We start from the raw sequence: 25,387 nt of genomic DNA, 5'->3' as shown, positions 1-25,387 counted from the left end.
GCTTCGGCCGGCTCCGACCACGGGCGCCGCGTCACCGAACGCACCGAAACCCGACCAGCGCGCCGGCCTGGTCAACCGGCCCAGGGCCGCCCTGACCTCGGGGTCGGCGATTGCGGCTTGCAAAGTGGCGCCGACATCGTCGCGGATGGCTGCCGACGGGTTGCTCAGTTCAGCGGCGTCGAACGCGGCTTGCGTCAGCTCGTCGATCAGTCTCCGCTGCTCTGCCGACAGGTCGCGGATCTGGTCGCCGTCCATGGCGGCGTGCGCGGCTCGCAAGCGGTCGCCAAGGTCGCCGAGGCGCGGCCTGGCCTCTCGGTGTCCGACTGCAAGGCGGTTGACGACCCAGGCAGCCGTCGTCGGCTTGTTGGTGCTCGAGACTCGCCTGGCGGTGTCCCGATCACCCCGCCGCTTGGCCGCCGAGCTCAGCCGGGTACGCAGCGCGATGAAGCCGTCCGGTTTCACCCAGTAGAGTTCGTCGAGCGCGTCGCGATCGCTGGCGGCCATGCCGACTCATAAGGCTACAACGGCTTGCGCGCTCACACGTATGCGACGATCGCCGACAGGGCCGCCACGCACAGCGCCCCGATCCCGCTCAGCAGCAACAGCGAGCCGGCCGCCGCGAGTCTGTCTTCATGGCTTGCCTTCTGACCCGTCAGCACCCGGACCTTCGTGGGCAGATGACGAAGCACCCCGCCCCAGGACGTCCGGGATGAAGCTCGCTTGATCCCGGTGGGGTCTTCTTCGGTGCGCTTGTGCGGTGCGGCGCCGGTGCCGTTGGCGAAGAGCACGAACCCGCCCGCCAATAAGATCACGCCGACGATGACAAGCACCACGGCGAGCGCAACCATCGTGTCCCTCTCCTTTGCCAGGCGGATAATCGAGCGTTGCCCGGATCACAAGTCTTCAAACGTCGAAGCAGAGTCGGATCCTCGGCACCTCAATGACGGAAAAGACGCCGATCACCCGCTGACCCAACTGTCATGAATGTTGCTGCGGGCCAGTCTTATCAGACAAGCGACGGTCCCGATAAGACGAGTCGTGGCCGAGTGTTGTGTCTTCACGACTCAGCCGGCGGCAGAACGTGCTCATTCAATCGCCGGACATCATCCTGCCCGTGATGCCGCCGCGCGCTGTCGAGAACGGTCGCCATGACCGAGCCGGCGCAGTCGGGTCCACAACGCCGGCAGCCGCTAATCCGTAGGCAAAGAATCGTTTTCGGATCACCCGTCCTGGGTATGAGAAGCGGGCCCAGTTGGAATTCAGTCGGCGGAAAGTGGTAACGAGTCGTGCCCGCAATGGAAAGAGTCAAGGATGTCGCGGCTTCACTGATGTCCGACGACGGGGGCGCTGCGCCCGGCCAACGGGGAGCGCGCCGCCGCCGCATTCGCTACAGTTTGCTGGCTGTGCTGTTGCTCGTCACGATTTTCGGCGCGGCACAGCTTGCGTCGTCGTCGCATTGTTCGAATGCCGACTGCACCCGCTCGGTCGCCGGTCGCGAGGCGCAGGCCCCGGCTCAGGTGGCAATCACACCGGATCCCGACGCGAAGAACGTGGAACCCGTAGCGCATGTCATGGTCAGCGCCAAAACCGGGACGTTGACCAACGTGCGGATGGTCAACGATCAGGGCAAGCCGGTGGAGGGCATCATGACGCCCGACAACACCGTGTGGAAACCCACCGTACCGCTGGGTTATGGCCGGACCTACACAGTGACAGTCGCCAGTCGTGGTTCAAGCGGTGTTCCGGCCACGAACGTGTCGTCGTTTTCTACGCTGCAGCCACCGAACCAGACCAAGGTCTCTTTCACCACCACGTCAGAGTCCGCCCTGCAAGACGGTGGCATCTATGGAATAGGCACGGTGATCGTCGCGCACTTCGATGAGGAGGTCGGCGATCGCGCGGCCGCGGAACGACAACTGGTGGTGACGACCAATCCTTTCGTGCAAGGGTCATGGTTCTGGGTGGATGACCAGAACGTGCACTGGCGACCGGAGCACTACTACGCGCCGGGAACGACGGTCACCGCGGAAGCGAAGATCTACGGTCTACCGATGGGCAACGGCTTGTTCGGGCAAGAAGACAGCCGGGTGTCGCTCCGAATCGGAGACGCTCATGTCTCGGTGGCCGACGACGCCACCAAACAAGTCAGTGTCTTCGACAACGGCGCCCTGGTCCGCACCATGCCCACGTCCATGGGCATGGGCGGCACCCAGACGATCGGCGGGCAGACGTTGTCGTTCTGGACTCCGCCCGGCATCTACACCGTGCTCGACAAGGGCAACCCGGTGATCATGGATTCTTCGACGTTCGGACTGCCCAAGAACTCGCGTCTGGGTTACCGCGAAACCATCAACTACGCCACCCGAATCAGCACCGACGGGATCTATCTGCACGAGCTGGACACAACAGTGTGGGCGCAGGGCAATACCGACACGTCGCACGGATGTCTGAACCTCAACGCGGACAACGCCAAATGGTTCTACGGTTTCTCTCAACCCGGTGACGTGGTCGAGATCCGCAACACCGGCGGTCCCCCACTGCAACTGGCCGCGAACGGCGACTGGACGGTTCCCTGGGCGCAGTGGAGTCAGGGCAGCGCGCTCAAACCCGCACACTGAGCGATGCTCCCGGGCGCGATCAAGTGCCGATAGAACTGGATTCCGGAGCCGAGCGCGGAGATGTCCAGGCTTTCATCGGCGCCGTGAATCGACCGCAGCTGCGAGGCCGAGATGGCGAAAGGCATGAAACGGTAGATGTTTCGGCTGATCTTGGCGAAGTGCCGGGAATCGCTTGCCTGCACCATCACATATGGAACCGGCAGCGCGTCCGGGTAGGACCGGGCGAGCGCTGCTTTGACCCGCTCGTACGCGGCGCCGCTGGTCGGCGAACTGGGTACCGGGTCGGTGCCGTACTCGATGTCGACGGTCACGCCGGTCCCGCGCAAGGTCTTCGTCAAGTGCTCGCGAGTGGCAGCGATCGTATGACCGGGGGCTATCCGGACGTTGAGCGTCGCCGTCGCCTCACTCGCCAACACATTCGCCGCAGGGCTGCCGGACAAGGTTGTCACCCCGACAGTTGTGCGGGCAAGCGCAGCCACCGGGCCCCCCAATCTCGCGAGTAGCCGCGGGATCAACGGTGCGGTGATTCGTGCGGAGACGACGGGTGAGAGCCACTTCGGCATTCGAGCGGCCAGTGTTCTGACCATTTTGGTGATGACCGGGTTCGACCGGACCGGGAAAGGGTTCCGGTCTACTTCGACTATCGCGCGTGCCAGTCGAACGGCCGGGCCGTTCTTCTCCGGGGCGGAGGCGTGGCCGGCGCGACCGCGGGCGGTGAGCCGGAAATTGGCGATTCCCTTCTCAGCGACGCCGATCATCGCCAAGTCACCCGCCACCGCCGGGATCATTCCGGAGACGATGGCGCCGCCCTCGTCCACCACAAGGTCCGGACGCACCCCCCGGCTTTCCAGCAAGCCGGCGACGACGGTCGCGTGTGCGCCACCGATCTCCTCATCATCGCCGAACGACAAATAGACATCCCCGTCGGGCGTGATCCCCTCAGCGAGCAGGCTTTCCACGGCTTCCAGGATCACGAACAGCGGGCCTTTGTCGTCCAGGCAGCCGCGACCGTGGATCTTGTCTCCGTCGACCTCGCCACCGAACGGCGGACGAGCCCAATCCCGGTCGGTCACTGGTACTACATCGTAGTGAGCCATCAACAGCGTCGACGGGCCGCCGGCTCCGGGCCAACGGAACAAGAGGCAGCCACCGGCGACGAGTTCGTGGTCAAGTCGCCGATGCGTCAGCGGATACATCTGGGACAGCAGCGTCCGGAACCGGGCAAAGGCCGCGTCGTCACGGTCGGCGCGCAGTGAGACAGTTGGTACGCGGATCAGCTGCCCAAGTCGTTCTGCCAGCTCTGCGGTCACGGCTACGGTTGTCGCGTCGGTGCCGGTGCCCATCAGACCATCCTGCCCGACCCGGCTGTCATGCCTGAAGGTGCAGTGGCAGCAGCGGCGACATCATCGCGGGGCAGTACTGGCCGATCGCGATCAGCGCGAATTTGCCGGCCTCACCCGCCGACATGCCGGTGTTGTCGGAGACATTGGCGACAACGGACTCGAACGCCTGCTGCGAGTCGACCAGCATGGGACAAACCGAGTGGCCGAGCGCGACTGTGCTCGCTGGAGCGCTGTAGGAGATGCCGGCGTTGGTCAGCGCAGCGAGGAACGAGTTGTCGATCAGATCGGCATGTGCCGGCGCTGCCAACGTTGCGGCGATCACGACTACACCGACCGGCGCCGCAAGAGGCACTCGAATCACTCGCACAACACTGCTTCGGAAAGGTCACAAGGGCAACACGAGGCGGTCACCGTTGATGCACGATGCCGCGCGTTCAGTTGCGCTCACTGGCTCATCAGTTGAGCCCGTAGAAGCGCTGTGCGTTCAATGCGCCGATCTTGGCACGCACGTTGTCGCTGATGTCAGGGCGTTTGCGGAGGTGCTGGGTGCTGTGCGGCCATTCGCCGTCCCAGTGCGGGTAGTCGCTGGCGAACATGATGAAGTCGGCGCCGAGCACGTCGATGACCCCGGGCAAGATGGGTTCCCCGGGCTCGCAGGTCACCCAGACGTTGCCGGCTTGCAGATACTCCTGCGGTTCCCGCTGCCATCCGTGCGTGATCCAATCACCGCGTTTTTCGAAATGCTCATGCAGCCGGTCGATGAAGAACGGCACCCAGCCCACACCGGCCTCGAGAAAAGCAACGCGCAAGCCCGGATGGCGGTCGAAGACCCCGCCCGATATCAGCGCCGTCATCGCAGTCATCTGGTCGAACGGGAAGCTGACGCAGTGCACCTGGATGTAATTGGTGAAACGGTCGACACCGATCTTCGGGAGATGAACGCCGGGCGCGCCGTGAATACCCAACGGCATCTCGAGCTCGACCGCGGCGGCGTAGAACGGGTCAAGGTCGTGGTGATCGAGGTTCCGCGCCTTGAGCGCAGGCGGCACCAGCGTGGCCACCAGTCCGAGTTCCTTGGCCTCCCGCATCACGTCGATCGCCAGCTGACCATGTTCGATCGGGGTGACGGCGACGCCGCGCAACCGCCCGGCTGCCGGTGAACAGTAATCCGCGATCCACTGGTTGTAGAGCCGCGCGAACCCGGCGGCCAGCTCCGGTTGCTCGAGGCTGGGTGCGCAGAGTCCGAGGCTCGGGTAGAGCACCATCGTGTCGATGTGATCGCGGTCGGCGTCGCCGAGCACACCGGCGGCCGACCGGCAGTTGATGTCCGGTGCGGTGCTCAGCCCGTGCTCAGACGGGCAGCCGGCCCCGGGGCCGTGGTCTTCGGGATATTTGCGCCCTTCGATGATCAGCCCGGGCTTGCCGTCGGCGCTGGCCGCAACCGACTGCGGCCAGCGCTTGATCGCTTCGGCGGCCAGTGCGGGACTCTCGGCGACATGTCCGTCGGCGTCGATGATTCGCATGATGACTCCAATGGAAGCTGTCGTGCCGTTCGAAACCTTAACCGCGCAATCACCACTCCGAGCGCGATCGGCGAGATTGGACTCAGCGGCGGAAATTGTCCAGCAAAGTCCGTTTGATCACCGCACCGCGCGTGCGAGACTCTGGGCATGGTGGTCGCCATCGCACGTCCCAAGCTGGAAGGCAATGTTGCCGTCGGCGATGATCGTCAGCTCGGTTTCGCCGAGTTCGGCGACCCGCAAGGACGCGCGGTGTTCTGGTTGCACGGCACCCCGGGTGCGCGTCGGCAGATTCCGACCGAGGCCCGCATCTTCGCCGAACACAACGGCATCCGGCTGATCGGGATCGACCGACCCGGGATCGGCTCCTCGACCCCCTTCCAGTACGACAACGTGGTCGCGTTCGCCGACGACCTGGCCACGGTGGCGGACACCTTGGGCGTCGACAAGATGGCCATCGTCGGTTTGTCCGGCGGTGGCCCCTACACCCTTGGCTGCGCAGCGGCGATACCGGATCGGATCGTGACGGTAGGTGTGCTCGGCGGCGTCGCGCCGACCCGCGGCGCGGATGCGATCGGCGGCGGAGTGGTAGCGCTGAGTTCTTACGTCGCACCGCTGCTCGAGCGGGTCGGGCTGCCGATCAGGCTGGCGGCGGTCGCGTTGGTCTGGCTGATCCGACCGGTCGCCGAACCCGCGCTGTACCTGTACGCGCGGATCTCGCCGGAAGGCGACCGACGCCTCTTGGTGCGCCCGGAATTCAAGGCGATGTTCCTCGACGACCTGCTCAACGGCAGTCGCAAGCAACTTGCCGCCCCGTTCGCCGACGTCGTCGTGTTCGCCCGCGATTGGGGATTCCGGCTCGAGCAGGTGAAGGTCCCGGTCAACTGGTGGCACGGCGATCGCGACCACATCGTGCCGTTCGAGCATGGTAAACATGTGGTCGCTCGACTGCCCGAGGCCGAGTTGCATCGCATACCCGGCGACAGCCACATGGCCGGACTGGGACGCGCCGAAGAGATCTTGAGCAGGATCGTCGAAATCTGGGACCGCGCCAACCAGCAGTGACCGAGGGACATGAGCACTCGTTCACCCATCTGGGCCGTAATGATCGTTGTCATCGCGGCCGTCAGCTTTAACGGACCGGCGTAGACCTGCGTCGTGCCAAGACAACGGCTTTCCGCCGACCAGCGGAACTCGTTCATCGCGGCCCTGCTGGGCTGGACCATGGACGCCTTCGACTACTTCGTCGTAGTGCTGGTCTACGCCGACATCGCCAAAACGTTCCACCACTCCAAAACCGAAGTCGCGTTCATCACCACTGCCACCCTCATCATGCGCCCGGTGGGGGCGTTGCTGTTCGGGCTGTGGGCCGACCGGGTGGGTCGGCGACTACCGCTGATGGTGGACGTGACCTGCTATTCGCTGATCGGTTTTCTGTGCGCGTTCGCCCCGAATTTCACCGTGTTGGTGATCCTGCGGCTGCTCTACGGCATTGGCATGGGCGGCGAATGGGGACTCGGCGCGGCGCTGGCGATGGAGAAGATCCCCGCCGAGCGGCGTGGCTTCTTCTCCGGCTTACTGCAGGAGGGGTACGCGTTCGGCTATCTGCTGGCGACGCTGGCGTCGTTGCTGGTGATGGACGCGCTGGGGCTGTCCTGGCGCTGGTTGTTCGCCTTGAGCATCATCCCAGCGCTGATCAGTCTAATTATCCGGTACCGGGTGCAGGAGTCCGAAGTGTGGGAACAGACCCACGACCAAATGCGGTTGACCCGCACCAGCGTTCGCGAGGTCGTGCGGGATGCCAAGATTATCCGCCGCTTCTGCTACCTGGTACTGCTGATGACCGCGTTCAACTGGATGAGCCACGGCACCCAGGACGTCTACCCGACCTTCCTCACGGCGACCGTGAACCAGGGTGCCGGCCTGTCGACCGTCACCACCAGATGGATCGTCGTGACCTACAACATCGGCGCTATCGTCGGCGGGCTTTTCTTCGGCTCGGTGTCGCAGCGGTTCAGCCGCCGCTATACCGTCGTCTTCTGTGCGGTGTTCGGACTGCCGATCGTGCCCCTGTTCGCCCTGTCCCGCACCGCGGCGCTGCTGTGCCTCGGCGCGTTTCTGATGCAGGTCGCCGTGCAAGGCGCCTGGGGGGTCATTCCTGCGCACCTGACCGAGATGTCACCGGACGCGATTCGGGGACTTTACCCCGGCGTGACCTACCAGTTGGGCAATCTGCTCGCCTCGTTGAACCTGCCTATCCAGGAACGGCTGGCCGCCTCGCACGGCTACCCCTTCGCGCTGACCGCGACGATCGTGCCGGTGCTGATCTCAGTGGCGATCCTCTCCCTCATCGGCCGGGACGCCACCGGAATTCACTTCGGCACCGATCGAAGCGCCGCACCCGCGCCGCCCGTCGGGTGAAGCCGCGGACCGCCGGGCAGTCGAGCTAGCCGGCCGCGGCGGAATCCTGCGCGACGGCGGGTTCGTCTGCGCCGCTCAGCGCGCGACGCAGCAGATGCAGCGCAACCGTCGTCGAGCGGTCACGGACATCGGCCCGGTTCCCGGGCAGCAACAAAGTTCGGGTGACGGTGCGGCCACTGGCCAGCTTCACGCTGAAACATACTGTGCCCACCGGCTTGTCCGGCGTGCCGCCACCGGGACCGGCGATGCCGGTGACCGCGACCGCCGTGTCCGCGCCGAAGCGGCGCAGCGCTCCTTCGGCCATCGCCTCGGCGACCGGTTCCGATACCGCTCCGTGCGTCTCAATGAGCATCGGGTCCACGCCAAGCAACTCCGCTTTCGCCTCGTTGGCATAGGCGACGGCACCACCGGCCACGTACGACGACGACCCGGCCCGTTCGGTGAGCCGGGCCACCACCAGCCCGGCCGTGCACGACTCGGCTGTCGCTACCCGGCGCCCGGCCAGCAGCCGCGCGACCTGCTCGTCGACATAGGAGCCGTCCTCGGAGAAGAGCTGATGCCCATGTCGTTGGCGAAGCAGCTGCAGCAGTTGCCGATACACCTCGGCGGACTCCGGCTCATAGCGGGTGACCATCTCCACCTCCCCGCGCCGCAAACAGGTGGTGATCTCCAGTGCTTCGAAGTCATGGATTTGCTGCTGCCCGTCCCGCAGCGTCTCGGCCAGGCCCGACTCCGGCAGGCCGAACATCCGCACGGTCTCCTGCCGGTAGGTGGTACGGCCGGCGATCGCCTGCTGCACCGCTGCGGTGTCGACAGCTGTCCGCCACATGGGTTGCAGCTCACGCGGCGGTCCCGGCAGCACAACGACGGTCGGCTTACCGGGCACCACCACCCCCGGCGCGGTGCCGACCGGATCGATCACGTGCGCCCCGGCCGGAACCATCGCCTGCTTGCGGTTCGCAGCCCGCACCGAGTCCAAGTCATCGAAGTCCTTGCCGGTGAAGGCCGACCGCAACTTCTCTAGGATCGACGCGATCTTGGCTTCCAGCTCGTCGTCCAGCACCAACGCCCGCCCGCAGAAGCGGGCCACGATCTCTACGGTCATGTCGTCGGCCGTCGGGCCAAGACCACCGCTGGTGACGATCAGGTCGACGCCCTCGTCGGCCAAGAACCGCAGCTGCGCCTCGATGTCACTGCCCCGATCGCCGCAGATGGTGATGTGCGCCAATTCCACGCCCAACTCCAGCAGCCGATCGGCGATCCAGGGACCGTTACGGTCCTGCACCCGCCCGGTCAAAACCTCGGTTCCGGTGACGACAATGCCCGCGCGTGCGCTCACCGGTATGAGATTACGCATCCGGTGCGTTGCACTAGCCTGTGGCAGTGGCGCAGAGTCCGCGCACCCGCTATGCGGAGTGGGGCGACATTGATATCGCCTACCAGGTCTTTGGCGACGGGCCGGTCGACCTGCTTGTGCTGCCGGGGCCGTCCATCCCGATCGACACCATCGACGCCGAGCCGTCGATGTACCGCTTCCACCGGAGGCTGGCGTCGTTCAGCCGGGTGATCCGCTACGACCAGCGCGGAATCGGGATGTCGTCGCGTATCCCGTCGATCGATGCCATCGGGCCGCACTACTGGGCCCAGGACGCCATCGCGGTGATGGACGCCGTCGGAAGCGAGCGGGCAACCGTGCTGGCGCCGGGGTTCACCTCCATGACCGGGGTGATCCTGGCTGCCGAATATCCCGAGCGGGTGCGCAGTCTGGTGCTCGTCAACGGTGCGGCACGCACACTGCGGGCGCCCGACTACCCGATCGGCGCCGAGATCGCCGACACCGATCCCTACACCACGGTGGCTATCGAACCGGATGCGGTCGAGCGGGGTTTCGACATCCTGCGCATCATCGCGCCCAGCGTCGCCGACGACAACGCGTTTCGCGCCTGGTGGGACATGGCCGGCAACCGGGCGGCATCGCCGAGTATGGCCCGCGCGCTCATCAAGGCGGTCCGACAGGCCGACGTCCGCGATCGGTTAGCGTGCGTGACGGCGGCGACCCTGATTCTGCACCGCGACAACCCCCGGTTCAGCCCGGCGGTCCACGGGCGCTACCTCACCGACCACATCGCCGGCTCCCGCTTCGTCGAACTGCCCGGTGCTGACGCGTTGTACTGGGTGGGTGACACCGAGCCCATGCTCGAGGAGATCGAGGAATTCGTCACCGGGGTCCGCGGGTTCCGCGGCGAGCGGGTGCTGACCACCGTCGTGTTCACCGACATCGTCGGCTCGACTGAACGGGCGGCCGTGCTCGGTGACGGCCGGTGGCGCGACCTGCTGGACAACCATGACACCGTCGTCCGGCATGAGCTCGAACGGTTCGGCGGTCGTGAGGTCAACACGGCCGGCGACGGATTCGTCGCGACGTTCACCAGCCCCAGCGCCGCGATCTCGTGTGCCGACGCGATCGTCGACGCCGTCGGCGTGCTGGGTATCGAGGTGCGGGTCGGCATCCATGCGGGCGAAGTGGAGGTCCGCGGCGAGGATGTCGCCGGTATGGCCGTACATATCGGTGCCCGGGTCGCGGGTCTGGCCGGACCGAACGAAGTGCTGGTGTCCTCGACGGTGCGTGACATCGTGACCGGCTCGCGGCACAGGTTCACCGACGGCGGCGAGTACGACCTCAAGGGCGTGCCGGGGCGTTGGCAGCTGTGCGCGCTGGTGCGCGATCAGGCGGCGGTCGCGGCGCTCAGACGTTGAGCGACCACACGATCCACGCCGCCGGTCAGGTGAGGTGGCGTTCCACCGACTCGACTTTCTCCGTGATGAGGTTCGACGCCGCCGGTCGCCAGTCGACCTTGACGACGACGCTGACCCGGGGCGCCCGGGCGGCCACGGCCTCCGCCGCGCGCTGCACTACCGCCATCACCTCATCCCAGCTGTCACCTTCGATCTCGGTGAACATGGCGCCGGTTCGGTTCGCCAGCCCGGACTCTCGGACCACGCGCACCGCTTCAGCGACGAGTTCACCGACACTTTCGCCCACACCGAGTGGTGTGACGGAAAACGCCACCAGCACCGACACCCGACTCGCCTCCTCGCCGCCCAGTAGCACGACTTTACCCAAGCCGGGCCCCTGAATCGCTGCGGCAGGCGACGCGGGCCGCGGCTGGCCACCGCCGTCGTTGGGTGGCAACATCGCGCCATGCGGGTTCTGGTGCAACGGGTCTCATCGGCAACCGTGTCAGTCGACGGCCGCATGGTCGGCGAGATCCAGCCCGAACGTCAAGGGCTCCTCGCGTTCGTCGGAGTCACCCACAGTGACAGTGCCGATACGGCGCGGCGACTCGCCGAAAAGCTCTGGCGCCTGCGCATTCTGGGCGACGAACGGTCCGCAGCCGACGTTGGTGCACCGATCCTGGTGGTCAGCCAGTTCACCCTGTACGCCGACACCGCAAAGGGCCGACGACCGTCATGGAATGCCGCCGCCCCGGCGCCCGTCGCCGAACCGCTGATCAGCGCGTTCGCTGACGCGCTGCGGCAACTCGGCGGGCAAGTCGCGACCGGCGTTTTCGGGGCGCACATGCAGGTCAAGCTGATCAACGACGGCCCAGTGACCGTACTGCTTGAACTGTGACGTCCGTCCGCCGTTCGTCACCGGCGGGTGGCGGTACGGTGCGCAAGGGTACCGACGCGGCCGCGAGTCGACGGCGTTAACCGAGCGAAGTCGATCGAGCAGAGGCGGTTGAGGGTGACGACACCCGGGTGGGCACGCTCCGACGACGACCAGTGGGACATCGTCAGCGGCGTGGGCTATACCGCGCTGATGGTCGCCGGGTGGCGCGCGGTTCACGCGGTCAACCCTGACCCGCTGGCGCAGGATCCGTACGCCAAGGTGTTCATTAACGCCTCGGCGGACCCGTACTGGACCGGACAGCTTGCCGATCCCCCGTCGTCGGAACATGCGTCGACCTTCCCCCGGCTCTACGGTGTGCAGACCCGGTTCTTCGACGACTTCTTTGTCGCCGCCACCGGCGACGGCATCCGGCAAGCGGTGATCGTCGCGGCCGGCCTGGACTCCCGGGCGTACCGATTGACGTGGCCGGCCGGGACCACGGTGTACGAAGTCGACCAACCCAAAGTGCTCGAATTCAAGACGCGTGTTCTTACCGAGCACGGAGTTGAGCCGACCGCCATCCGCAAGGACATCGCTGCAGATTTGCGCGACGACTGGACCTTGGCGCTGAGAGCGGCCGGATTCGATACCGGCCGGCCGACCGCCTGGTCGGTCGAGGGGCTGCTGCCCTACCTGACGGGTGCAGCTCAGGACACACTATTCACCCGGATAGGGGAACTCTCCGCTCCGGGCAGTCGGGTGGCGGTCGGCGCACTGGGATCTCGGTTGGACTCCGGTCAACTTTCCGAACTCGAAGCGAGCTATCCCGGGGTCAACATGGCCGGAGACGTCGACTTCTCCGCCCTCACCTACGACGACAAGACCGACACCGCCGACTGGCTCAGCCGACGCGGCTGGACCGTCGATCCGGTCAAGACCAACCCCGAACTGCAGGCCGGCTATGGGCGGACTGTGCCCGAGGTGGATAGGCGAGTCGACAGCATCATGCGTTCGCGGTACATCACCGCGACCCGTCACTAGCCGGTGCCCAGGAAGGGTGAAACGCAGTTCTGGTCTGGCACATCCGTTATGGACGCGATCGAGCGATTCGCCGAAAACGTTATCGCCGAGTGCGGTTAGAGCTAAGGGAGCGTCCCGGGGTTTGGTGTATGTAGTGGCGGCGTGTCGGCGCTGATGTAGAGGGCTATCGCGTGAGTCTCTGTGGTGAAACGAAAGGATCACTACGGAGAGGAATATCGCGATGGCCCTGGATCAGGCTGCATCACTGCGTTCGCCGATTTCCCTGTGCCGCATTGGAAAAACCTAGAGCACCAACCCACTTGAACGACTCAATAAGGAGATCAAGCGCCGCAACGACGTCATCGGGATCGAGGGTCCGACAACGTGATTGTCGACCGTTCCCACCGAACCCTCCTTGGAGCCGTAGTGCCGCGCGAGTAGCGCGGGTGAGACGCCGACCGCGGACGCGATGTCACGCACGGTGCCTGCGTCGGGACCGCGCTCGGCGAAGAGCCGCAGCGCCTCGTCGCGGATCCGTGCTCGCGCCGTCCAATCCTCGGGCAGCGGTGAATGATTGTTCAGCACGGGCCAGCAGTATCGGCAGTATGAATCCGAGCTTTATGGGTACGTCACTACTCGATGAATAGTGCAAGCCACGCGGGGCGTCGTGGACGGCGCCGCCGGCGCAAATGGGCACGCAAAGAAATCCGGGTTTCCGACTCAGCGGAGATGCGTCGGTCCATCCGGGGCACCGCGATCGGCAACTTCATGGAGTGGTACGACTTCGGCGTCTACGGCTACATCGCTACCACGATCGCGCAGGTGTTCTATCCCGGCAACAGTGTCAGCGCGGTCCACCTCATCGCCACCTTCGGCACGCTGTCAGCGGCGTTCGCGGTACGTCCGCTCGGCGGGTTCGTCTTCGGCCTGCTCGGCGACCGTATCGGGCGCAAGCGGGTGCTGGTGACCACGATCCTGTTGATGACAGTGGGCACGACGGGAACCGGTGTGCTGCCCGGCTACCACACCATCGGCATCTGGGCGCCGATCCTGCTCGTCGTCGCCAGGATCTTTCAGGGCTTCTCCACCGGCGGCGAGTACGTCGGCACGATGACCTACGTCAGCGAACATGCTCCCGACCGCAGCCGCGGCATGATGGGCGGGTTCCTGCCGTTGGGCAACCTGAGCGGTTACGTGGTCGCCGGGGTGCTGGTGACCGGGCTGCAGACCTTTTTGCCAACCGACGAGTGGCTGACTTGGGGTTGGCGGATTCCGTTGCTGCTGAGCGCCCCGTTCGGGGTGGTCGCGCTGTATCTGCGGCTGCGGATCGAGGAGTCGCCTGCCTACGAGAAAGAGAGCGACGGCGAGGAGGCGTCCGGTGACGGCGGCGGGCAGCAATTCCGACGCACGGTCGTGCAGCAGTGGAAGCCACTGCTGATCTGCATGGGTTTTGTGGTGGCGTACAACGTCACCGATTACATGCTCACCGGGTACCTGCCGACATACCTACAGGCGATTGTGCGCGTCGGTCATACCGTCGGACTGGTGATGATCGTGGCGACGTTGACGATTTTGATGTCCGCCGTGGTATTCGTCGCGAAGTTGTCCGACCGCATCGGCAGAAAACCGGTCCTGTGGACCGGCGCCGGTCTACTGGTAGCACTCTCCATCCCGGCGTTCCTGCTGATCCGGTTCGGCGGCAGCTACCCGGTGATATTCGTCGGTGTGCTGCTCATCGGGGTGATGGTGCTCTGCTTCGACAGCACGGCGCCAGCGACGCTCCCGTCGCTGTTTCCCACCAGCGTGCGTTACGGCGCGCTGGCCATCGGGTTCAACATCTCGATATCGGCCTTCGGGGGTACCACCCCGCTGATCGCACAGACCCTGATCTCCGCCACCGGTAACGTGATGGTGCCGGCCTACATGCTGATCTTCGCGGGTCTTGTCGGCGTGGTCACCCTGTCGTTCATGCCGGAAGTGGCCGGCAAGCGGCTGCCGGGATCCGGGCCTTCGGTCGAGAGCGAGGCGGAGGCTCATGAGATGGCCGACGACGTTGAGTAGTGGCGTGCTGTGAGGCAATGGGCACGGGAAGACATCCGGGTCTCCGATCCGGCGTCGATGCGTCGGTCCATCCTGGGCACCGCGATCGGCAACTTCATGCAGTGGTACGACTTCGGCGTCTACGGCTACATCGCTACCACGATCGCGCAAGTGTTCTACCCGGGCAACAGCGCCAGCGCGACGAACCTCATCGCCACCTTCGGCACGCTGGGGGCGTCGTTCGTGGTGCGGCCGCTCGGCGGGTTCGTCTTCGGCGTGCTCGGCGATCGTATCGGGCGCAAGCGGGTGTTGATAGTCACGATCCTGCTGATGGCGGCAGGTACAACGGCGACCGGCGCGCTGCCCGGCTACCACGCCATCGGCATCTGGGCACCGATCCTGCTCATCGTCGTCCGAATCCTGCAGGGCCTCTCGACCGGCGGCGAATACGTCGGCGCGATGACCCACATCAACGAACACGCCTCCGACCGCAGACGCGGTATGACCGCCGGATTCCTGCCGGTGGGCTCGATCAGCGGGTACGTGGTCGGCGCGGCATTGGTGACCGGGCTACAGACTGCGCTGTCAACCGGCGAGATGCTGAGTTGGGGCTGGCGGATCCCATTCCTATTGGGTGCACCGCTCGGCCTGATCGCGGTGTACCTACGGCTGCGAATTGAAGAGTCGCCCGCCTACGAGAAAATGAGCGAGACCGAGAAGGCATCCAGTGGGAGTGGCAAGCAGCAATTTCGGCGGACGGTTGTGCAGCAGCGGAAGGCGCTGCTGATCTGCATCGGCCTGGTGCTGACGTTCAACATCACCGACTACATGCTCACCGGATATCTGCCGACATACCTCAAGAAGATTGTCCGCGTCGGCGATACTGCCGGACCGGTGATGGTCCTGGTGGTGCAGGTCCTCCTGCTGGCCACCGTGGTGTTCGTCGCCAAGTTGTCCGACCACATCGGCAGGAAACCGATCCTGTGGATCGGCTGCGGTTTACTCATCGCGGTATCGATCCCGGCGTTTCTGCTGATGCGGTTCGGCGGCAGCTATCCGGTGACGTTTGCCGGTGTGCTGCTGATCGGACTAGCGATGCTCTGCTTCGACAGCATCGAGCCATCCGTGCTCGCCGCACTGTTCCCCACCAGCGTGCGCTACGGCGGACTCGCCACCGCGTTCAACATCTCGATGTCGACCTTTGGGGGTACCACCCCGCTGATCGCCCAGACGCTGATCTCGGCCACCGGCAACGCGATGATGCCCGCCTACATGCTGATCGTCGCTGGCCTGATCGGCGTGATCACCCTGTTGTTCACACCGGAAGTGGCCGGTAAGCCGCTGCCGGGCTCCGGGCCTTCAGTTGAAAGCCGGGAAGAGGCTAGCGACATGGCCCAGGACGTGGATTAGCGGCGCACTGGCGCGGCATACACCCGGCCGATGCACCCGCGCGGCGGTGGCGCCCCACCAAGAAGTCCGCCGAGTAGCGAATGATGTGGTTCACCGGCGCGGATCGCAATCGCTCCGCATTAGGCGTTGGTGCAGCCATGTCCCAAGTCAGCTCCGATTCAGGCGACCAATCCGTTGCCGTCCCCGCCGCCATCACGGCATAGTGGAACCCGCAGAGCCTCAAGCGAAACGCCGGCTCGACTTAACCACCCCACGGGGCGCGACCTAGAGCTAAAAACTTTTGTGGGGCACGTCTGTCACCAGTCCGCCGTCCACAACGAACTCGGTGCCGGTCGCGTACGACGACTCATCGCTGGCCAAAAAGACGACAAAGGTTGAGATTTCGCGTGACTCGGCGGGGCGCCCGAGCGGGATGGTGACCATGTCGTCAGGAAGATGCTTGGTCATCGGAGTGCGGATGAAGCCAGGGTGAATGGAGTTGACGCGAATCTTCTGCGCCGCCAACTCGAGTGCGGCCGATTTGGTAAGACCCCGCACCGCCCACTTGGTGGCCACATAGCCATGCACCATCGGCGCGCCCCGGATGCCTTCGATCGACGAGATGTTGATGATCGAACCGCCGCCGGCTTCGGTCATCGGGTCCACCGCTGCCTGCATGCCCAAGAATGTTCCGGTGAGGTTGACGTCGAGGATCTGGCGCCACTTGGCCAGGTCGAACGTTCTCAGCTGCCCCAGATTCACGATGCCGGCGTTGTTGACCAGAACGTCGAGGTTGCCGAAGTCTTGTACTGCCGTGGACACCGCGGCCTGCCACTGGTCGGGCTGTGTCACGTCGAGGTGCACGTAACGCGCTGCGTCGCCGAGATCATCGGCCACCGCCTTGCCCTGGTCGTCGAGGATGTCGCCGATCACCACTTTGGCGCCCTCGGCTACCAGCAGCCTGGCGTGCGACTCCCCCATCCCGCGTGCGCCGCCGCTGATCAGTGCTACTTTGCCGTCCACGCGTCCCATGACGGGTCACGTTACAGCAGAGTCAAATAGCTCTCGATCAACCGACGTACACGCCTTTTCCAGTGATCAGCGGCAGATCCAGTGTCGTCCGAATTCCCGGTGGCGCAGCGATGACCGCCGGGATCGCGTTGACGATGCGTCCGGCGGCCCCGACGATCGCGGCGTGGTTGTGGTCGCCTTTACGGCTGGTCGGGCAGATGTCGACGCCGTAGGACGGCTCTCCGGTGATCTCGACGCGATACGAGCCGCCGGGCTGGGCGGGCTGGGGCCAATCCGGCCGCAGGTCTTGCCGCAACCGGGTGACGTGTTCGATGACGATGGCGGGTCGCCCGTCGACCATGCCGCGGATCTCGAAACGCAGCGCAGCGACGCTGCCCTTGGCGACGTGGCCGGCGGCGATGCCGAAATCCTCCGGCGCCGGTTCCCGCTCGTAGCTTTCTTCGATCTTGTCGATCTCAATGCCCAACCCTGCTGCCAGCTGCCGGATCGACGTGCCCCACGCGATGCCCAGCACACCGGGTTGCAACAGGATCGGCACCTCGTCAAGCGGTTTGCCGAAACCCATGACATCGAACATCACGATCGCCCCGTCGTAGGTGGCGTAGTCGGCAATCTCCATGCACCGCACCTGCTCGATGTGCTGGCAGGTGCTCGCGAGCGCAAACGGGATCAGGTCGTTGGCGAAGCCGGGATCGACGCCGGTGATGAACAGGCTCGAGTGGCCAGCGTGGGCAGCGTCTTCCAGGAGTGCGATGTACTTGGCGGGCATCAACTGCCAGGGATACTGCAACACCACCGGCGCCGAGCCGACGACGTTGATGCCGGCGGACAGAATGCGCTGGCAATCCACCATCGCCTCCGGCGTGCGGTTGTCGCCCATGGCGCAGTAGACCGCACAGTCGGGCTGAGTGGCCAGCAGGTTTTGCAGGTCGGTGGTGGCGGTGATCCCAGTGGCGACGTCCAGCCCGGCCAGCTCCCCGGCGTCCCTGCCGACTTTGGTGTCCGAGGACACCCACACTGCCGTCAGCTCGAATCGTGGATCGGTGATGAGTTGACTGAGCGCCAGCCGGCCGACGTTCCCGGTGCCGACGTGCACGACGCGAATGGCCATGGGTGTCTCCTCACGAAGGACCAGCCTCACCGCTGAGAGTCCGGTGACGTCCGGATTCGAGCAGCGTATCGGGCGCGCCGACCTGTGCGGGACTACTGCCGGTTGTGTCAGAGAGCCCGGAAGACGGGCCCGAGCGGACTACGGCTTCAGCGGGCTGCGGGCGCTCACCGGGTACCCCCGCGCAACCAGCAGCTGTTTGATCCGGCCGGTGTCTGCATCCGAGGCCAGCTCACCGGTGATCCTCGTGACCGCCACCCGAATGTCGATCTCGTCGACGGGCCCGGACCCTCGGCATGTCAGATCGGCGATGGCCTGCGCCGCATCTTCATCAGACAGGCGTCGGGGAAGCAGCGCGAGCAGCGGAACGTAGCCGACGGAGGTGACGTGCGTGGGATAGCCGCCGCGCAGGAAGCCGATGACCTTGTCGAGAAGGTACGCGATCGCCATGGCTACTCTCGCAGGCTCCGGTGTGCGGTGGTGTCCATGTCCACGGTGACTGCCGTCCTAATCGCTCAGCGCGGCAGACCCGGCGAGGTCCAGCCGGGAGCGGATGTCGTTGCGGTTGGCCCGCGCGCCGGCGACGACCAGATGGTCGGACGCGACGTCGGCCCGCTTCGCGGTCAGTGAGCCGGCCCGGGTGTCCGCAGCGCCCGCCAGAGCGAAGATGCGGTCTGCGGTGTCGCGATGATTCTCCGGCAGTTCTCCGGTGGCCTGGAAGACGACCCGTCGCGCCACTTCGACGGCGTGATCGGCGAATCGCTCGTAGAACTTGCTCAACAGGGTCCCGTCGACAGTGGCGGCGGTGCCGTACCTGTGGTCCCCGCCGACCAACAGGTTCAACACCTGTTGGTGCAGCCGATTCATTTCGTCGTCCGCCTGGGGAATCAGCGCCGCGGCTTGCGGATCACCGGACATCAACACCTGTTGGGCGCCGCGACCCAGATCCTCGGCTACCCGCCCCATCTCGGCGAAGTGTCGCCTCAGGTAGTCGGGCAACGATGGATGCGGGTATCTGCGCGCGGCGATCTGCGCGACATGCAATGCCAGCGAACCCATCCGCTCGACGTCGGCGGCGTTCTGGATCGAGGCGATGACGGCCCGCAGGTCTCCGGCGACCGGCGCCTGCAATGCCAACAGCACGAAGGCGTCCTGGCGGGCTTGTTCGCCGACGGCGGCGATCCGCTCCTGGTCGCGCAGGACCCCGCTGGCCGAGCCCAGGTCGGCGGCCAACAACGCTTGCGTCGCGTCTTGCATCGCAACGCGGGCGAGTCGACACATCTCGGCCAGTTGAGCGGTCAAGCCGGCGAGTTGCTTGTGGTACGCGGTCCGCATACCCGGGAGCCTACGACCGGGACCGGTGACAACCGCCGGTCGAAGACGTTCAGGAAGCTCGTTCGAAGATTGTGTATCGGTTCGTGCTGGCGGCTAACCACCTGAATAGGGGTCTTTTGGGTTGCCTGCAGGTGACTAAAAATCATCTAGAGAGCGAACGTACCGGTCGGGCCGCTTCCCGAACGCCCTTGTGGAGGGCAAAGCGGATGCCGCTGGTGATCTGAGCCGCTCGGGTACTAAACTAGAACACGTTTCAGTTCGCCCGACGCCCCGGCAAGGAGCAGGCATGCACACCCCTATCTGCGACGAACTCGGCATCGAATTTCCGATCTTCGCTTTCACGCACTGCCGCGACGTCGTCGTCGCCGTGAGCAAAGCCGGCGGATTCGGGGTGCTCGGCGCGGTCGGTTTCACACCCGAGCAGTTGGAGATCGAACTGAACTGGATCGACGACAACATCGGTGATCACCCCTACGGCGTCGACATCGTCATCCCCAACAAGTACGAGGGCATGGACTCACGTTTGTCGGCCGAGGATCTCGCCAACACGCTGCGGTCGATGGTGCCGCAGGAGCACCTGGATTTCGCTCGCAAGATCCTGGCCGACCACGGCGTTCCGGTGGAGGACAGCGATCAGGACAGCCTGCAGCTGCTCGGCTGGACCGAGGCGACCGCGACCCCACAGGTGGAGGTGGCGTTGCGGCATCCGAAGATGTCGATGATCGCCAACGCGCTGGGCACTCCCCCAGCCGACATGATCAAACACATCCACGATTCCGGTCGAAAGGTGGCCGCACTGTGTGGCTCGCCGTCGCAGGCCAAAAAGCACGCGGACGCCGGCGTCGACATCATCATCGCCCAAGGCGGTGAGGCCGGCGGGCACTGTGGCGAGGTCGGTTCGATCGTGCTGTGGCCGCAGGTCATCAAGGAGGTCGCCCCGGTGCCGGTGCTGGCCGCCGGCGGTATCGGCAGTGGGCAGCAGATCGCGGCGGCGCTGGCGCTCGGTGCTGCGGGCGCCTGGACCGGCTCGCAGTGGTTGATGGTGGAAGAGGCTTCCAATACCCCCGTTCAGCAGGCCGCATACGTCAACGCGAGCAGTCGTGACACCGTGCGCAGCCGTTCGTTCACCGGCAAGCCGGCCCGGATGCTGCGCAACGACTGGACCGAGGCCTGGGAGCAACCGGACAATCCGAAGCCGCTCGGGATGCCGCTGCAGTACATGGTGTCCGGCATGGCTGTGCGCGCCACCAACAGGCATCCGAACGAGTCGGTCGACGTGGCGTTCAATCCGGTCGGCCAGGTGGTCGGTCAGTTCAGCAGAGTCGAGAAGACGGCCGCGGTGATCGAGCGATGGGTGCAAGAGTATCTGGAGGCGACCAACCGGCTCGACGAACTCAACGCCGCGGCCGTCCTGTGACGAATCGACCTAACCCAGCCCGTCTTCCTCTGCCCCGGTGAACGCCTCTTTGGTCCGGTCGAAAGCGTAGGTGGCGATGTCCGTCGCGCTGTGCACGATGCCTTCGGTACCGCCGGCGATGTCGCCGCGGATGATGCCGCTGGCGCTTTCGACGATGTCAGAGGCTTTTTCGATGGTGTTGGTGGCAATGTCCCGGGCCGCGTCGACAGCGTCTTTCGCATTGAAACCCATCAGGACTCCTAGTCGTCGTTTCGTGGCCGGCGAAAAGCACGTTGCGTCGACTTTAAACCGTGGCAGCGCCCGCCGTCTTGTCCGCCCACGTCGCAGACGTGGGACTAAGCCTGAAGCAGTTCGGCGGTCAGTGCCCGAGATCTGAGTCGGTGACGCCGGTGTCGGAGGGGAACTGTCCGCCGCTCTGAATGGGCAGTCCACCGCCAGTAAGTGATCCGATCACCCACCCCTGCGCTTGCGTGCAGGTCATCGGAAGCCCGTCCGGCGATTGCGCTGCCGACCCTCGCGGATTGGCGATGTTCGCGCACGGTTCACCCGGCTTATGGACTCCGTACAACGGGTAGTAAAGCACCCAGTATCCGGATTGTGCCGCCGGGAATTGGTTAATGATGAAATGGCATGCTTCCGCTTGACCGTCAGGGCCTCGTCCGAAGATGAACCGCTCGTAATTGTCGCACGGCGCGCCCGCGGTCGCGTCATAGTTCATGCCGGGAACGTCTCCGTCGTAGTGGCCGTTGTCGGCGACCGCGGCCGGTGCCGCGCCGATGGCTGCACCAATGATGGCAGCGCCGATAATGAGTTCACGAATCATGGCTTCACCCTTGAAGTTACGTCTGGCATATGGTTCATCGGCCACCTTGCTCCCAGCGGCTCGCATCACAGCATAGTGAGTGTCGGGTCGGCAATTCGGCCCTTCGCACGAGAAAGCCACGAGAACGGGCTCCAAGCGCGGCGCGGCGGTGTTTTACTGAGCCGGCAGACGTCGTCGTCAAGGAGTGCACCAATGCCGACTCCGAACCTTCCCGCGGGTTTCGATTTCACCGACCCGGATATCTACGCCGAACGGTTGCCGATCGAAGAACTCGCCGAGATGCGCCGCGCCGCGCCGATCTGGTGGAACGAGCAGCCGCTCGGCCAAGGCGGATTCGACGACGGCGGCTTCTGGGTGGTGAGCAAGCACAAGGACGTCAAGGAGGTGTCGCTGCACAGCGACGTCTTCTCCAGTCTGGAGAAGACCGCCCTGCCCCGGTACAAGGACGGCACCGTGCACGAGCAGGTCGACCGGGGCAAGTTCGTTTTGCTGAACATGGATGCGCCGCAACACACGCGCCTGCGCAAGATCATCTCCCGGGCCTTCACGCCGCGAGCGGTCGAGCGGCTGCGCGCTGACCTCAACGAGCGCGCGCAGCGGATCGTCGAGGCGGCAGCGGCGGAGGGTTCCGGCGACTTCGTCGAACAGGTGTCGTGCGAGCTGCCGCTGCAGGCCATCGCCGGGCTGATGGGCGTGCCGCAGGAAGATCGCAAAAAGCTTTTCGACTGGTCGAACCAGATGGTCGGCGACCAGGATCCCGAGTTCGCCGGCAACGACGCCATCACCGCCTCGGTCGAACTGATCATGTACGGCATGCAGATGGCCGCCGAGCGGGGGCAGAATCCCGGGCAGGACTTGGTCACCACCCTTGTCCAAGCCGACGTCGAAGGCCACAAGCTCTCCGACGACGAGTTGGGGTTCTTCGTCATCCTGCTGGCCGTTGCCGGCAACGAGACCACCCGCAACTCCATCACCCAGGGCATGATGGCGTTCACCGATCACCCCGATCAGTGGGAGCTGTACAAGAAGGAACGTCCCGCCACAACGGCGGACGAGATCGTGCGGTGGGCTACGCCGGTGACGTCGTTCCAGCGCACCGCACTCACCGATTACGAATTGTCCGGTGTGCAGATCAAAAGAGGCCAACGGGTGGTGATGTTCTACCGTTCCGCCAACTTCGACGAAGAGGTCTTCGACGACCCATTCCGTTTCAACATTCTGCGCAACCCCAACCCGCACGTGGGATTCGGCGGCACAGGTGCACACTATTGCGTCGGCGCGAACCTGGCCCGGATGACGATCGACCTGATGTTCAACGCGATCGCGGACCAGCTCCCTGATCTGGCATCGGCGGGCGCGCCGCAACGGCTACGGTCTGGATGGCTCAACGGCATCAAACATTGGCAAGTCGACTACCACGGCGCCTCGGCGGCGAAGTGCCCTGTGGCACATTAAAGTACGTCACATGGCCGCACACAGAGCAGTCCACGTTGAATCCGCGGGCGCGCCGTTGAAGCTCGTCGACGTCGAGACCGCATCGCCGGAAAGCGGCGAAGTGCGGATCAGTGTCGGCGCCTGCGGTATCTGCGGTACCGACACCCACTTCGTCGGTGGTGCGTTCCCTGGCCTGTCGTGGCCGCTGACTCCCGGCCATGAAATCGCCGGCAAGATCGCCGAGGTCGGCGAGGGGGTTGAAGGATTCGCGGTAGGTGATCGTGTCGCCGTCGGCTGGTTCGGTGGAAACTGCAACCACTGCGATCCTTGCCGCAAGGGCCTTTTCATTCACTGCGAGAACGGGAAGGTGCCGAGTTGGCATTATCCCGGCGGCTACGCCGAGTCGGTGACGGTGCCGGTCACTGCACTCGCCCGAATACCGTCGGAGCTATCCGACGCTGAAGCAGCGCCGATGGGTTGTGCCGGTGTCACGACCTATAACGCGCTGCGTCACACCAAGGCGCTGCCCGGTGACCGGGTGGCGATCCTCGGCGTCGGAGGGTTGGGTCATCTTGGGCTGCAGTTCTCCCGGGCGATGGGTTTCGAGACCATCGCGATCAATCGCGGCACTGCCAAAGCCGAGGACGCGCGGAAGCTGGGTGCCCATCACTACATCGACGCTACTGATGGGGACGTCTCCGAAGCGCTGCAACGCCTAGGTGGAGTCGCCGTTGTGCTGGGCACTGCGGGCAACTCGGAGGCGATGGCCGCAACCGTCGGCGGCTTGCAGCCTCAAGGTGAACTCATCACCATCGGCGTCACACCCGAGCCGCTGCCGATCAGTCCGCTTCAACTGATAACGCCGGGGTTGAGCGTTGTCGGCCATCCCTCCGGGACCGCCAAAGAGATTGAAGACACGATGCACTTCGCCGTCCTATCGGGCGTCCGGGCGTGGATCGAAGAGCTGCCACTGTCGCAAGCCGCTGAAGGCTACGCTGCGCTGGAGCAGGGGCGGTCGCACTACCGCACCGTGCTGACCGTCTGAGCGCCCACCCGACCGGCGTTGTTGCCGGGGCCGATCGGAGTCGCCGACGGGTCATGGTGTCGTTCACCGCCCGTCGCGCCGAACACAAGTGCAAATAGCTGCGGTAGGCTGGGCGCGAGCTCGTTAAATGAGCTAAATACCTATCCGCTTGTTGCTCCCGAGAGGTCGAAAGCATGCAACGAACAGACCACGACACCTGGGATCTGGCCACCGGTGTCGGGGCGACGGCCACGATGGTGGCCGCCGCCAGGGCGGTCGCCACCACCGCGCCGGAACGGCTGATCGACGACCCGTTCGCCGAGCCGCTGGTGCGAGCTGTGGGAATCGACTTCTTCACCCGCTGGGCGACGCGCGAACTCGACGCCGCAGATGTCGATGATGGCGACTCCCCTTGGGGCTTGCAGCGGCTGGCCGACCTGCTGGCCGCCCGGACCCGCTACTTCGACGAATTCCTGCACGACGCCGCATCGGCGGGAATACGTCAGGCGGTGATCTTGGCCTCTGGCCTGGATGCTCGCGCCTACCGTATGCGATGGCCTTCGGGCACAACGGTTTTCGAAATCGACCAGCCACAGGTCATCGAATTCAAAACCGCGACGCTCGCCGATCTCGGCGCCGAACCCACAGCAGACCTCAAGGCCGTCCCGATCGACCTCCGGCAGGACTGGCCTGACGCGCTGCGGCAGGCCGGATTCGACGCCGGCCGGCCCACCGCTTGGATCGCCGAAGGACTGGTCGGCTTCCTGCCGCCGGAGGCTCAGGACCGGCTGCTCGACCACATCACCACGTTGAGCGCCAACAGCAGCCGGCTGGCTGTCGAAGTCTTCGTCGACTCGTCACAAGCCGATGCCGAGCAGACCCAGGACAACATCTTGCAGACCGCGACCCAGCGGTGGCGCGACCACGGCTTCGACCTCGAGTTGTCGGACCTCGGATACGCCGGCGAGCGCAACGACGTCGCGACCTATCTGAACGACCACGGCTGGCACACGGTCAATACGCCGCTGAGTCGCTTGCTGGCGGACAGCGGACTAGCGACCATTCCGCCGAGCAAGGGCCAGCCGTCGTTCGCCAACAATTACTACTGCACGGCGAACCTGCCGGACTGACGGCTCCGGCTACGGCGACGGTGGCGAGTCGGCCGGGGGCTCAGCCGACGGCGGGTCCGGCTGATGGCCGCGGATGTGCTCGAGAACGCGGGTCAGCAGCGGATGCGGATCTGGCGGCGG

At 65.2% G+C, this 25,387-nt stretch carries 23 protein-coding genes and 4 pseudogenes; 13 read left to right on the top strand and 14 right to left on the bottom strand.

Annotated elements, in window-relative coordinates; all coding sequences use genetic code 11:
- Together WA317_RS14565 and WA317_RS14560 are read right to left on the bottom strand one after the other, a co-directional pair.
- Positions 1-504 (bottom strand): annotated as a pseudogene (locus WA317_RS14565) (hypothetical protein); the annotation flags it as partial.
- Between the two features lie 32 nt (positions 505-536).
- Positions 537-848: a hypothetical protein gene (locus tag WA317_RS14560; RefSeq protein ID WP_425173701.1), complete on the bottom strand. Its 312-nt coding sequence runs from the start codon at positions 846-848 to the stop codon at positions 537-539.
- A 480-nt stretch (positions 849-1,328) separates the two neighbouring features.
- Here WA317_RS14560 and WA317_RS14555 point away from each other — a divergent pair, with 480 nt between their 5' ends.
- Positions 1,329-2,618, top strand: coding sequence for an Ig-like domain-containing protein (locus tag WA317_RS14555; RefSeq protein ID WP_425173706.1), 1,290 nt, complete (start codon positions 1,329-1,331; stop codon positions 2,616-2,618).
- Here the strand turns inward: WA317_RS14555 and WA317_RS14550 are convergent.
- The 3 genes from WA317_RS14550 to WA317_RS14540 form a co-directional block, all read right to left on the bottom strand.
- The gene (locus WA317_RS14550; RefSeq protein ID WP_425173700.1) at positions 2,588-3,961 is read right to left on the bottom strand and encodes a M20/M25/M40 family metallo-hydrolase; all 1,374 of its coding nucleotides are present in this window, start codon (positions 3,959-3,961) and stop codon (positions 2,588-2,590) included. The genes WA317_RS14555 and WA317_RS14550 overlap by 31 nt on opposite strands.
- A 25-nt stretch (positions 3,962-3,986) precedes the next feature.
- Positions 3,987-4,322 (bottom strand): DUF732 domain-containing protein, encoded by a 336-nt coding sequence (locus WA317_RS14545; RefSeq protein WP_425173699.1) that lies wholly within the window; start codon positions 4,320-4,322, stop codon positions 3,987-3,989.
- A 94-nt stretch (positions 4,323-4,416) separates the two neighbouring features.
- Entirely contained in the window at positions 4,417-5,484 is a 1,068-nt protein-coding gene (locus tag WA317_RS14540; RefSeq protein ID WP_425173698.1) for an amidohydrolase family protein, read from the bottom strand.
- A 147-nt stretch (positions 5,485-5,631) separates the two neighbouring features.
- Here WA317_RS14540 and WA317_RS14535 point away from each other — a divergent pair, with 147 nt between their 5' ends.
- Together WA317_RS14535 and WA317_RS14530 are read left to right on the top strand one after the other, a co-directional pair.
- Entirely contained in the window at positions 5,632-6,546 is a 915-nt protein-coding gene (locus tag WA317_RS14535; protein WP_425173697.1) for an alpha/beta fold hydrolase, read from the top strand.
- 93 nt (positions 6,547-6,639) lie between these two features.
- Entirely contained in the window at positions 6,640-7,902 is a 1,263-nt protein-coding gene (locus WA317_RS14530; protein ID WP_425173696.1) for an MFS transporter, read from the top strand.
- A gap of 25 nt (positions 7,903-7,927) precedes the next feature.
- On the opposite strand, the gene WA317_RS14525 is transcribed toward WA317_RS14530, so the two are convergent.
- Positions 7,928-9,247 carry a competence/damage-inducible protein A gene (locus WA317_RS14525; RefSeq protein WP_425173705.1) on the bottom strand — a complete coding sequence of 440 codons (1,320 nt, stop codon included), beginning with the start codon at positions 9,245-9,247 and terminating at the stop codon, positions 7,928-7,930.
- Between the two features lie 38 nt (positions 9,248-9,285).
- Here WA317_RS14525 and WA317_RS14520 point away from each other — a divergent pair, with 38 nt between their 5' ends.
- Positions 9,286-10,659 (top strand): alpha/beta fold hydrolase, encoded by a 1,374-nt coding sequence (locus WA317_RS14520; RefSeq protein ID WP_425173695.1) that lies wholly within the window; start codon positions 9,286-9,288, stop codon positions 10,657-10,659.
- Positions 10,660-10,684: 25 nt separating this feature from the next.
- On the opposite strand, the gene WA317_RS14515 is transcribed toward WA317_RS14520, so the two are convergent.
- Positions 10,685-10,984, bottom strand: a complete 300-nt coding sequence (locus WA317_RS14515; protein WP_425173704.1) for an MTH1187 family thiamine-binding protein — start codon at positions 10,982-10,984, stop codon at positions 10,685-10,687.
- A gap of 120 nt (positions 10,985-11,104) precedes the next feature.
- Between WA317_RS14515 and dtd the strand changes: the two genes are divergently transcribed.
- The 3 genes and pseudogenes from dtd to WA317_RS14500 form a co-directional block, all read left to right on the top strand.
- A complete protein-coding gene (gene dtd, locus WA317_RS14510) occupies positions 11,105-11,536 on the top strand; it encodes a D-aminoacyl-tRNA deacylase (RefSeq protein WP_425173694.1) in 432 nt (143 codons plus the stop codon).
- Between the two features lie 114 nt (positions 11,537-11,650).
- Positions 11,651-12,556 (top strand): class I SAM-dependent methyltransferase, encoded by a 906-nt coding sequence (locus WA317_RS14505; RefSeq protein WP_425173693.1) that lies wholly within the window; start codon positions 11,651-11,653, stop codon positions 12,554-12,556.
- A gap of 240 nt (positions 12,557-12,796) precedes the next feature.
- Positions 12,797-12,905 (top strand): annotated as a pseudogene (locus WA317_RS14500) (transposase); the annotation flags it as partial.
- 8 nt (positions 12,906-12,913) lie between these two features.
- Here the strand turns inward: WA317_RS14500 and WA317_RS14495 are convergent.
- Positions 12,914-13,117, bottom strand: a pseudogene (locus tag WA317_RS14495) (helix-turn-helix domain-containing protein); the annotation flags it as partial.
- Between the two features lie 147 nt (positions 13,118-13,264).
- Between WA317_RS14495 and WA317_RS14490 the strand changes: the two are divergent.
- Both WA317_RS14490 and WA317_RS14485 read left to right on the top strand, forming a co-directional pair.
- Complete coding sequence (locus tag WA317_RS14490; protein WP_425173692.1) at positions 13,265-14,596, top strand: MFS transporter; 1,332 nt, start codon at positions 13,265-13,267, stop codon at positions 14,594-14,596.
- A gap of 57 nt (positions 14,597-14,653) precedes the next feature.
- Positions 14,654-15,985 carry an MFS transporter gene (locus tag WA317_RS14485; protein ID WP_425173703.1) on the top strand — a complete coding sequence of 444 codons (1,332 nt, stop codon included), beginning with the start codon at positions 14,654-14,656 and terminating at the stop codon, positions 15,983-15,985.
- Between the two features lie 270 nt (positions 15,986-16,255).
- On the opposite strand, the gene WA317_RS14480 is transcribed toward WA317_RS14485, so the two are convergent.
- The 4 genes and pseudogenes from WA317_RS14480 to phoU all read right to left on the bottom strand — a co-directional run.
- Positions 16,256-16,996: a glucose 1-dehydrogenase gene (locus tag WA317_RS14480; protein ID WP_425173691.1), complete on the bottom strand. Its 741-nt coding sequence runs from the start codon at positions 16,994-16,996 to the stop codon at positions 16,256-16,258.
- Between the two features lie 37 nt (positions 16,997-17,033).
- Positions 17,034-18,107, bottom strand: a complete 1,074-nt coding sequence (locus WA317_RS14475) for a diacylglycerol kinase (RefSeq protein WP_425173690.1) — start codon at positions 18,105-18,107, stop codon at positions 17,034-17,036.
- A 138-nt stretch (positions 18,108-18,245) separates the two neighbouring features.
- Positions 18,246-18,554: a DUF3349 domain-containing protein gene (locus WA317_RS14470; protein WP_425173689.1), complete on the bottom strand. Its 309-nt coding sequence runs from the start codon at positions 18,552-18,554 to the stop codon at positions 18,246-18,248.
- Positions 18,555-18,773: 219 nt separating this feature from the next.
- Positions 18,774-19,439 (bottom strand): annotated as a pseudogene (gene phoU / locus WA317_RS14465) (phosphate signaling complex protein PhoU); the annotation flags it as partial.
- Between the two features lie 286 nt (positions 19,440-19,725).
- Here phoU and WA317_RS14460 point away from each other — a divergent pair.
- Positions 19,726-20,856 carry a nitronate monooxygenase gene (locus WA317_RS14460; RefSeq protein WP_425173688.1) on the top strand — a complete coding sequence of 377 codons (1,131 nt, stop codon included), beginning with the start codon at positions 19,726-19,728 and terminating at the stop codon, positions 20,854-20,856.
- A gap of 9 nt (positions 20,857-20,865) precedes the next feature.
- Here the strand turns inward: WA317_RS14460 and WA317_RS14455 are convergent, their stop codons facing one another.
- Positions 20,866-21,087 carry a hypothetical protein gene (locus WA317_RS14455; RefSeq protein WP_425173687.1) on the bottom strand — a complete coding sequence of 74 codons (222 nt, stop codon included), beginning with the start codon at positions 21,085-21,087 and terminating at the stop codon, positions 20,866-20,868.
- Positions 21,088-21,214: 127 nt separating this feature from the next.
- Complete coding sequence (locus WA317_RS14450; protein WP_425173702.1) at positions 21,215-21,679, bottom strand: hypothetical protein; 465 nt, start codon at positions 21,677-21,679, stop codon at positions 21,215-21,217.
- Between the two features lie 192 nt (positions 21,680-21,871).
- Here WA317_RS14450 and WA317_RS14445 point away from each other — a divergent pair, with 192 nt between their 5' ends.
- The 3 genes from WA317_RS14445 (at position 21,872) to WA317_RS14435 (ending at position 25,267) form a co-directional block, all read left to right on the top strand.
- Positions 21,872-23,134, top strand: a complete 1,263-nt coding sequence (locus WA317_RS14445) for a cytochrome P450 (RefSeq protein WP_425173686.1) — start codon at positions 21,872-21,874, stop codon at positions 23,132-23,134.
- Positions 23,135-23,144: 10 nt separating this feature from the next.
- A complete protein-coding gene (locus WA317_RS14440; RefSeq protein WP_425173685.1) occupies positions 23,145-24,158 on the top strand; it encodes an alcohol dehydrogenase catalytic domain-containing protein in 1,014 nt (337 codons plus the stop codon).
- A 173-nt stretch (positions 24,159-24,331) separates the two neighbouring features.
- A complete protein-coding gene (locus tag WA317_RS14435) occupies positions 24,332-25,267 on the top strand; it encodes an SAM-dependent methyltransferase (protein ID WP_425173684.1) in 936 nt (311 codons plus the stop codon).
- Positions 25,268-25,387: the final 120 nt, after the last annotated feature.

Source organism: Mycobacterium sp. (assembly GCF_049802695.1).
Lineage (GTDB): Bacteria > Actinomycetota > Actinomycetes > Mycobacteriales > Mycobacteriaceae > Mycobacterium.
Note: the sequence above shows the minus strand (reverse complement) of the source record. Positions and strands in the feature narration are given on the sequence as shown.

Excerpts from the sequence above, each read along its gene's own strand:
- WA317_RS14560 (WP_425173701.1), bottom strand. The coding sequence starts at position 848 with ATGGTTGCGCTCGCCGTGGTGCTTGTCATCGTCGGCGTGATCTTATTG.
- WA317_RS14555 (WP_425173706.1), top strand. The coding sequence starts at position 1,329 with ATGTCCGACGACGGGGGCGCTGCGCCCGGCCAACGGGGAGCGCGCCGC.
- WA317_RS14550 (WP_425173700.1), bottom strand. The coding sequence starts at position 3,961 with ATGGGCACCGGCACCGACGCGACAACCGTAGCCGTGACCGCAGAGCTG.
- WA317_RS14540 (WP_425173698.1), bottom strand. The coding sequence starts at position 5,484 with ATGCGAATCATCGACGCCGACGGACATGTCGCCGAGAGTCCCGCACTG.
- WA317_RS14535 (WP_425173697.1), top strand. The coding sequence starts at position 5,632 with ATGGTGGTCGCCATCGCACGTCCCAAGCTGGAAGGCAATGTTGCCGTC.
- dtd (WP_425173694.1), top strand. The coding sequence starts at position 11,105 with ATGCGGGTTCTGGTGCAACGGGTCTCATCGGCAACCGTGTCAGTCGAC.
- WA317_RS14490 (WP_425173692.1), top strand. The coding sequence starts at position 13,265 with ATGCGTCGGTCCATCCGGGGCACCGCGATCGGCAACTTCATGGAGTGG.
- WA317_RS14485 (WP_425173703.1), top strand. The coding sequence starts at position 14,654 with ATGCGTCGGTCCATCCTGGGCACCGCGATCGGCAACTTCATGCAGTGG.
- WA317_RS14480 (WP_425173691.1), bottom strand. The coding sequence starts at position 16,996 with ATGGGACGCGTGGACGGCAAAGTAGCACTGATCAGCGGCGGCGCACGC.
- WA317_RS14475 (WP_425173690.1), bottom strand. The coding sequence starts at position 18,107 with ATGGCCATTCGCGTCGTGCACGTCGGCACCGGGAACGTCGGCCGGCTG.
- WA317_RS14470 (WP_425173689.1), bottom strand. The coding sequence starts at position 18,554 with ATGGCGATCGCGTACCTTCTCGACAAGGTCATCGGCTTCCTGCGCGGC.
- WA317_RS14460 (WP_425173688.1), top strand. The coding sequence starts at position 19,726 with ATGCACACCCCTATCTGCGACGAACTCGGCATCGAATTTCCGATCTTC.
- WA317_RS14455 (WP_425173687.1), bottom strand. The coding sequence starts at position 21,087 with ATGGGTTTCAATGCGAAAGACGCTGTCGACGCGGCCCGGGACATTGCC.
- WA317_RS14450 (WP_425173702.1), bottom strand. The coding sequence starts at position 21,679 with ATGATTCGTGAACTCATTATCGGCGCTGCCATCATTGGTGCAGCCATC.
- WA317_RS14445 (WP_425173686.1), top strand. The coding sequence starts at position 21,872 with ATGCCGACTCCGAACCTTCCCGCGGGTTTCGATTTCACCGACCCGGAT.
- WA317_RS14440 (WP_425173685.1), top strand. The coding sequence starts at position 23,145 with ATGGCCGCACACAGAGCAGTCCACGTTGAATCCGCGGGCGCGCCGTTG.
- WA317_RS14435 (WP_425173684.1), top strand. The coding sequence starts at position 24,332 with ATGCAACGAACAGACCACGACACCTGGGATCTGGCCACCGGTGTCGGG.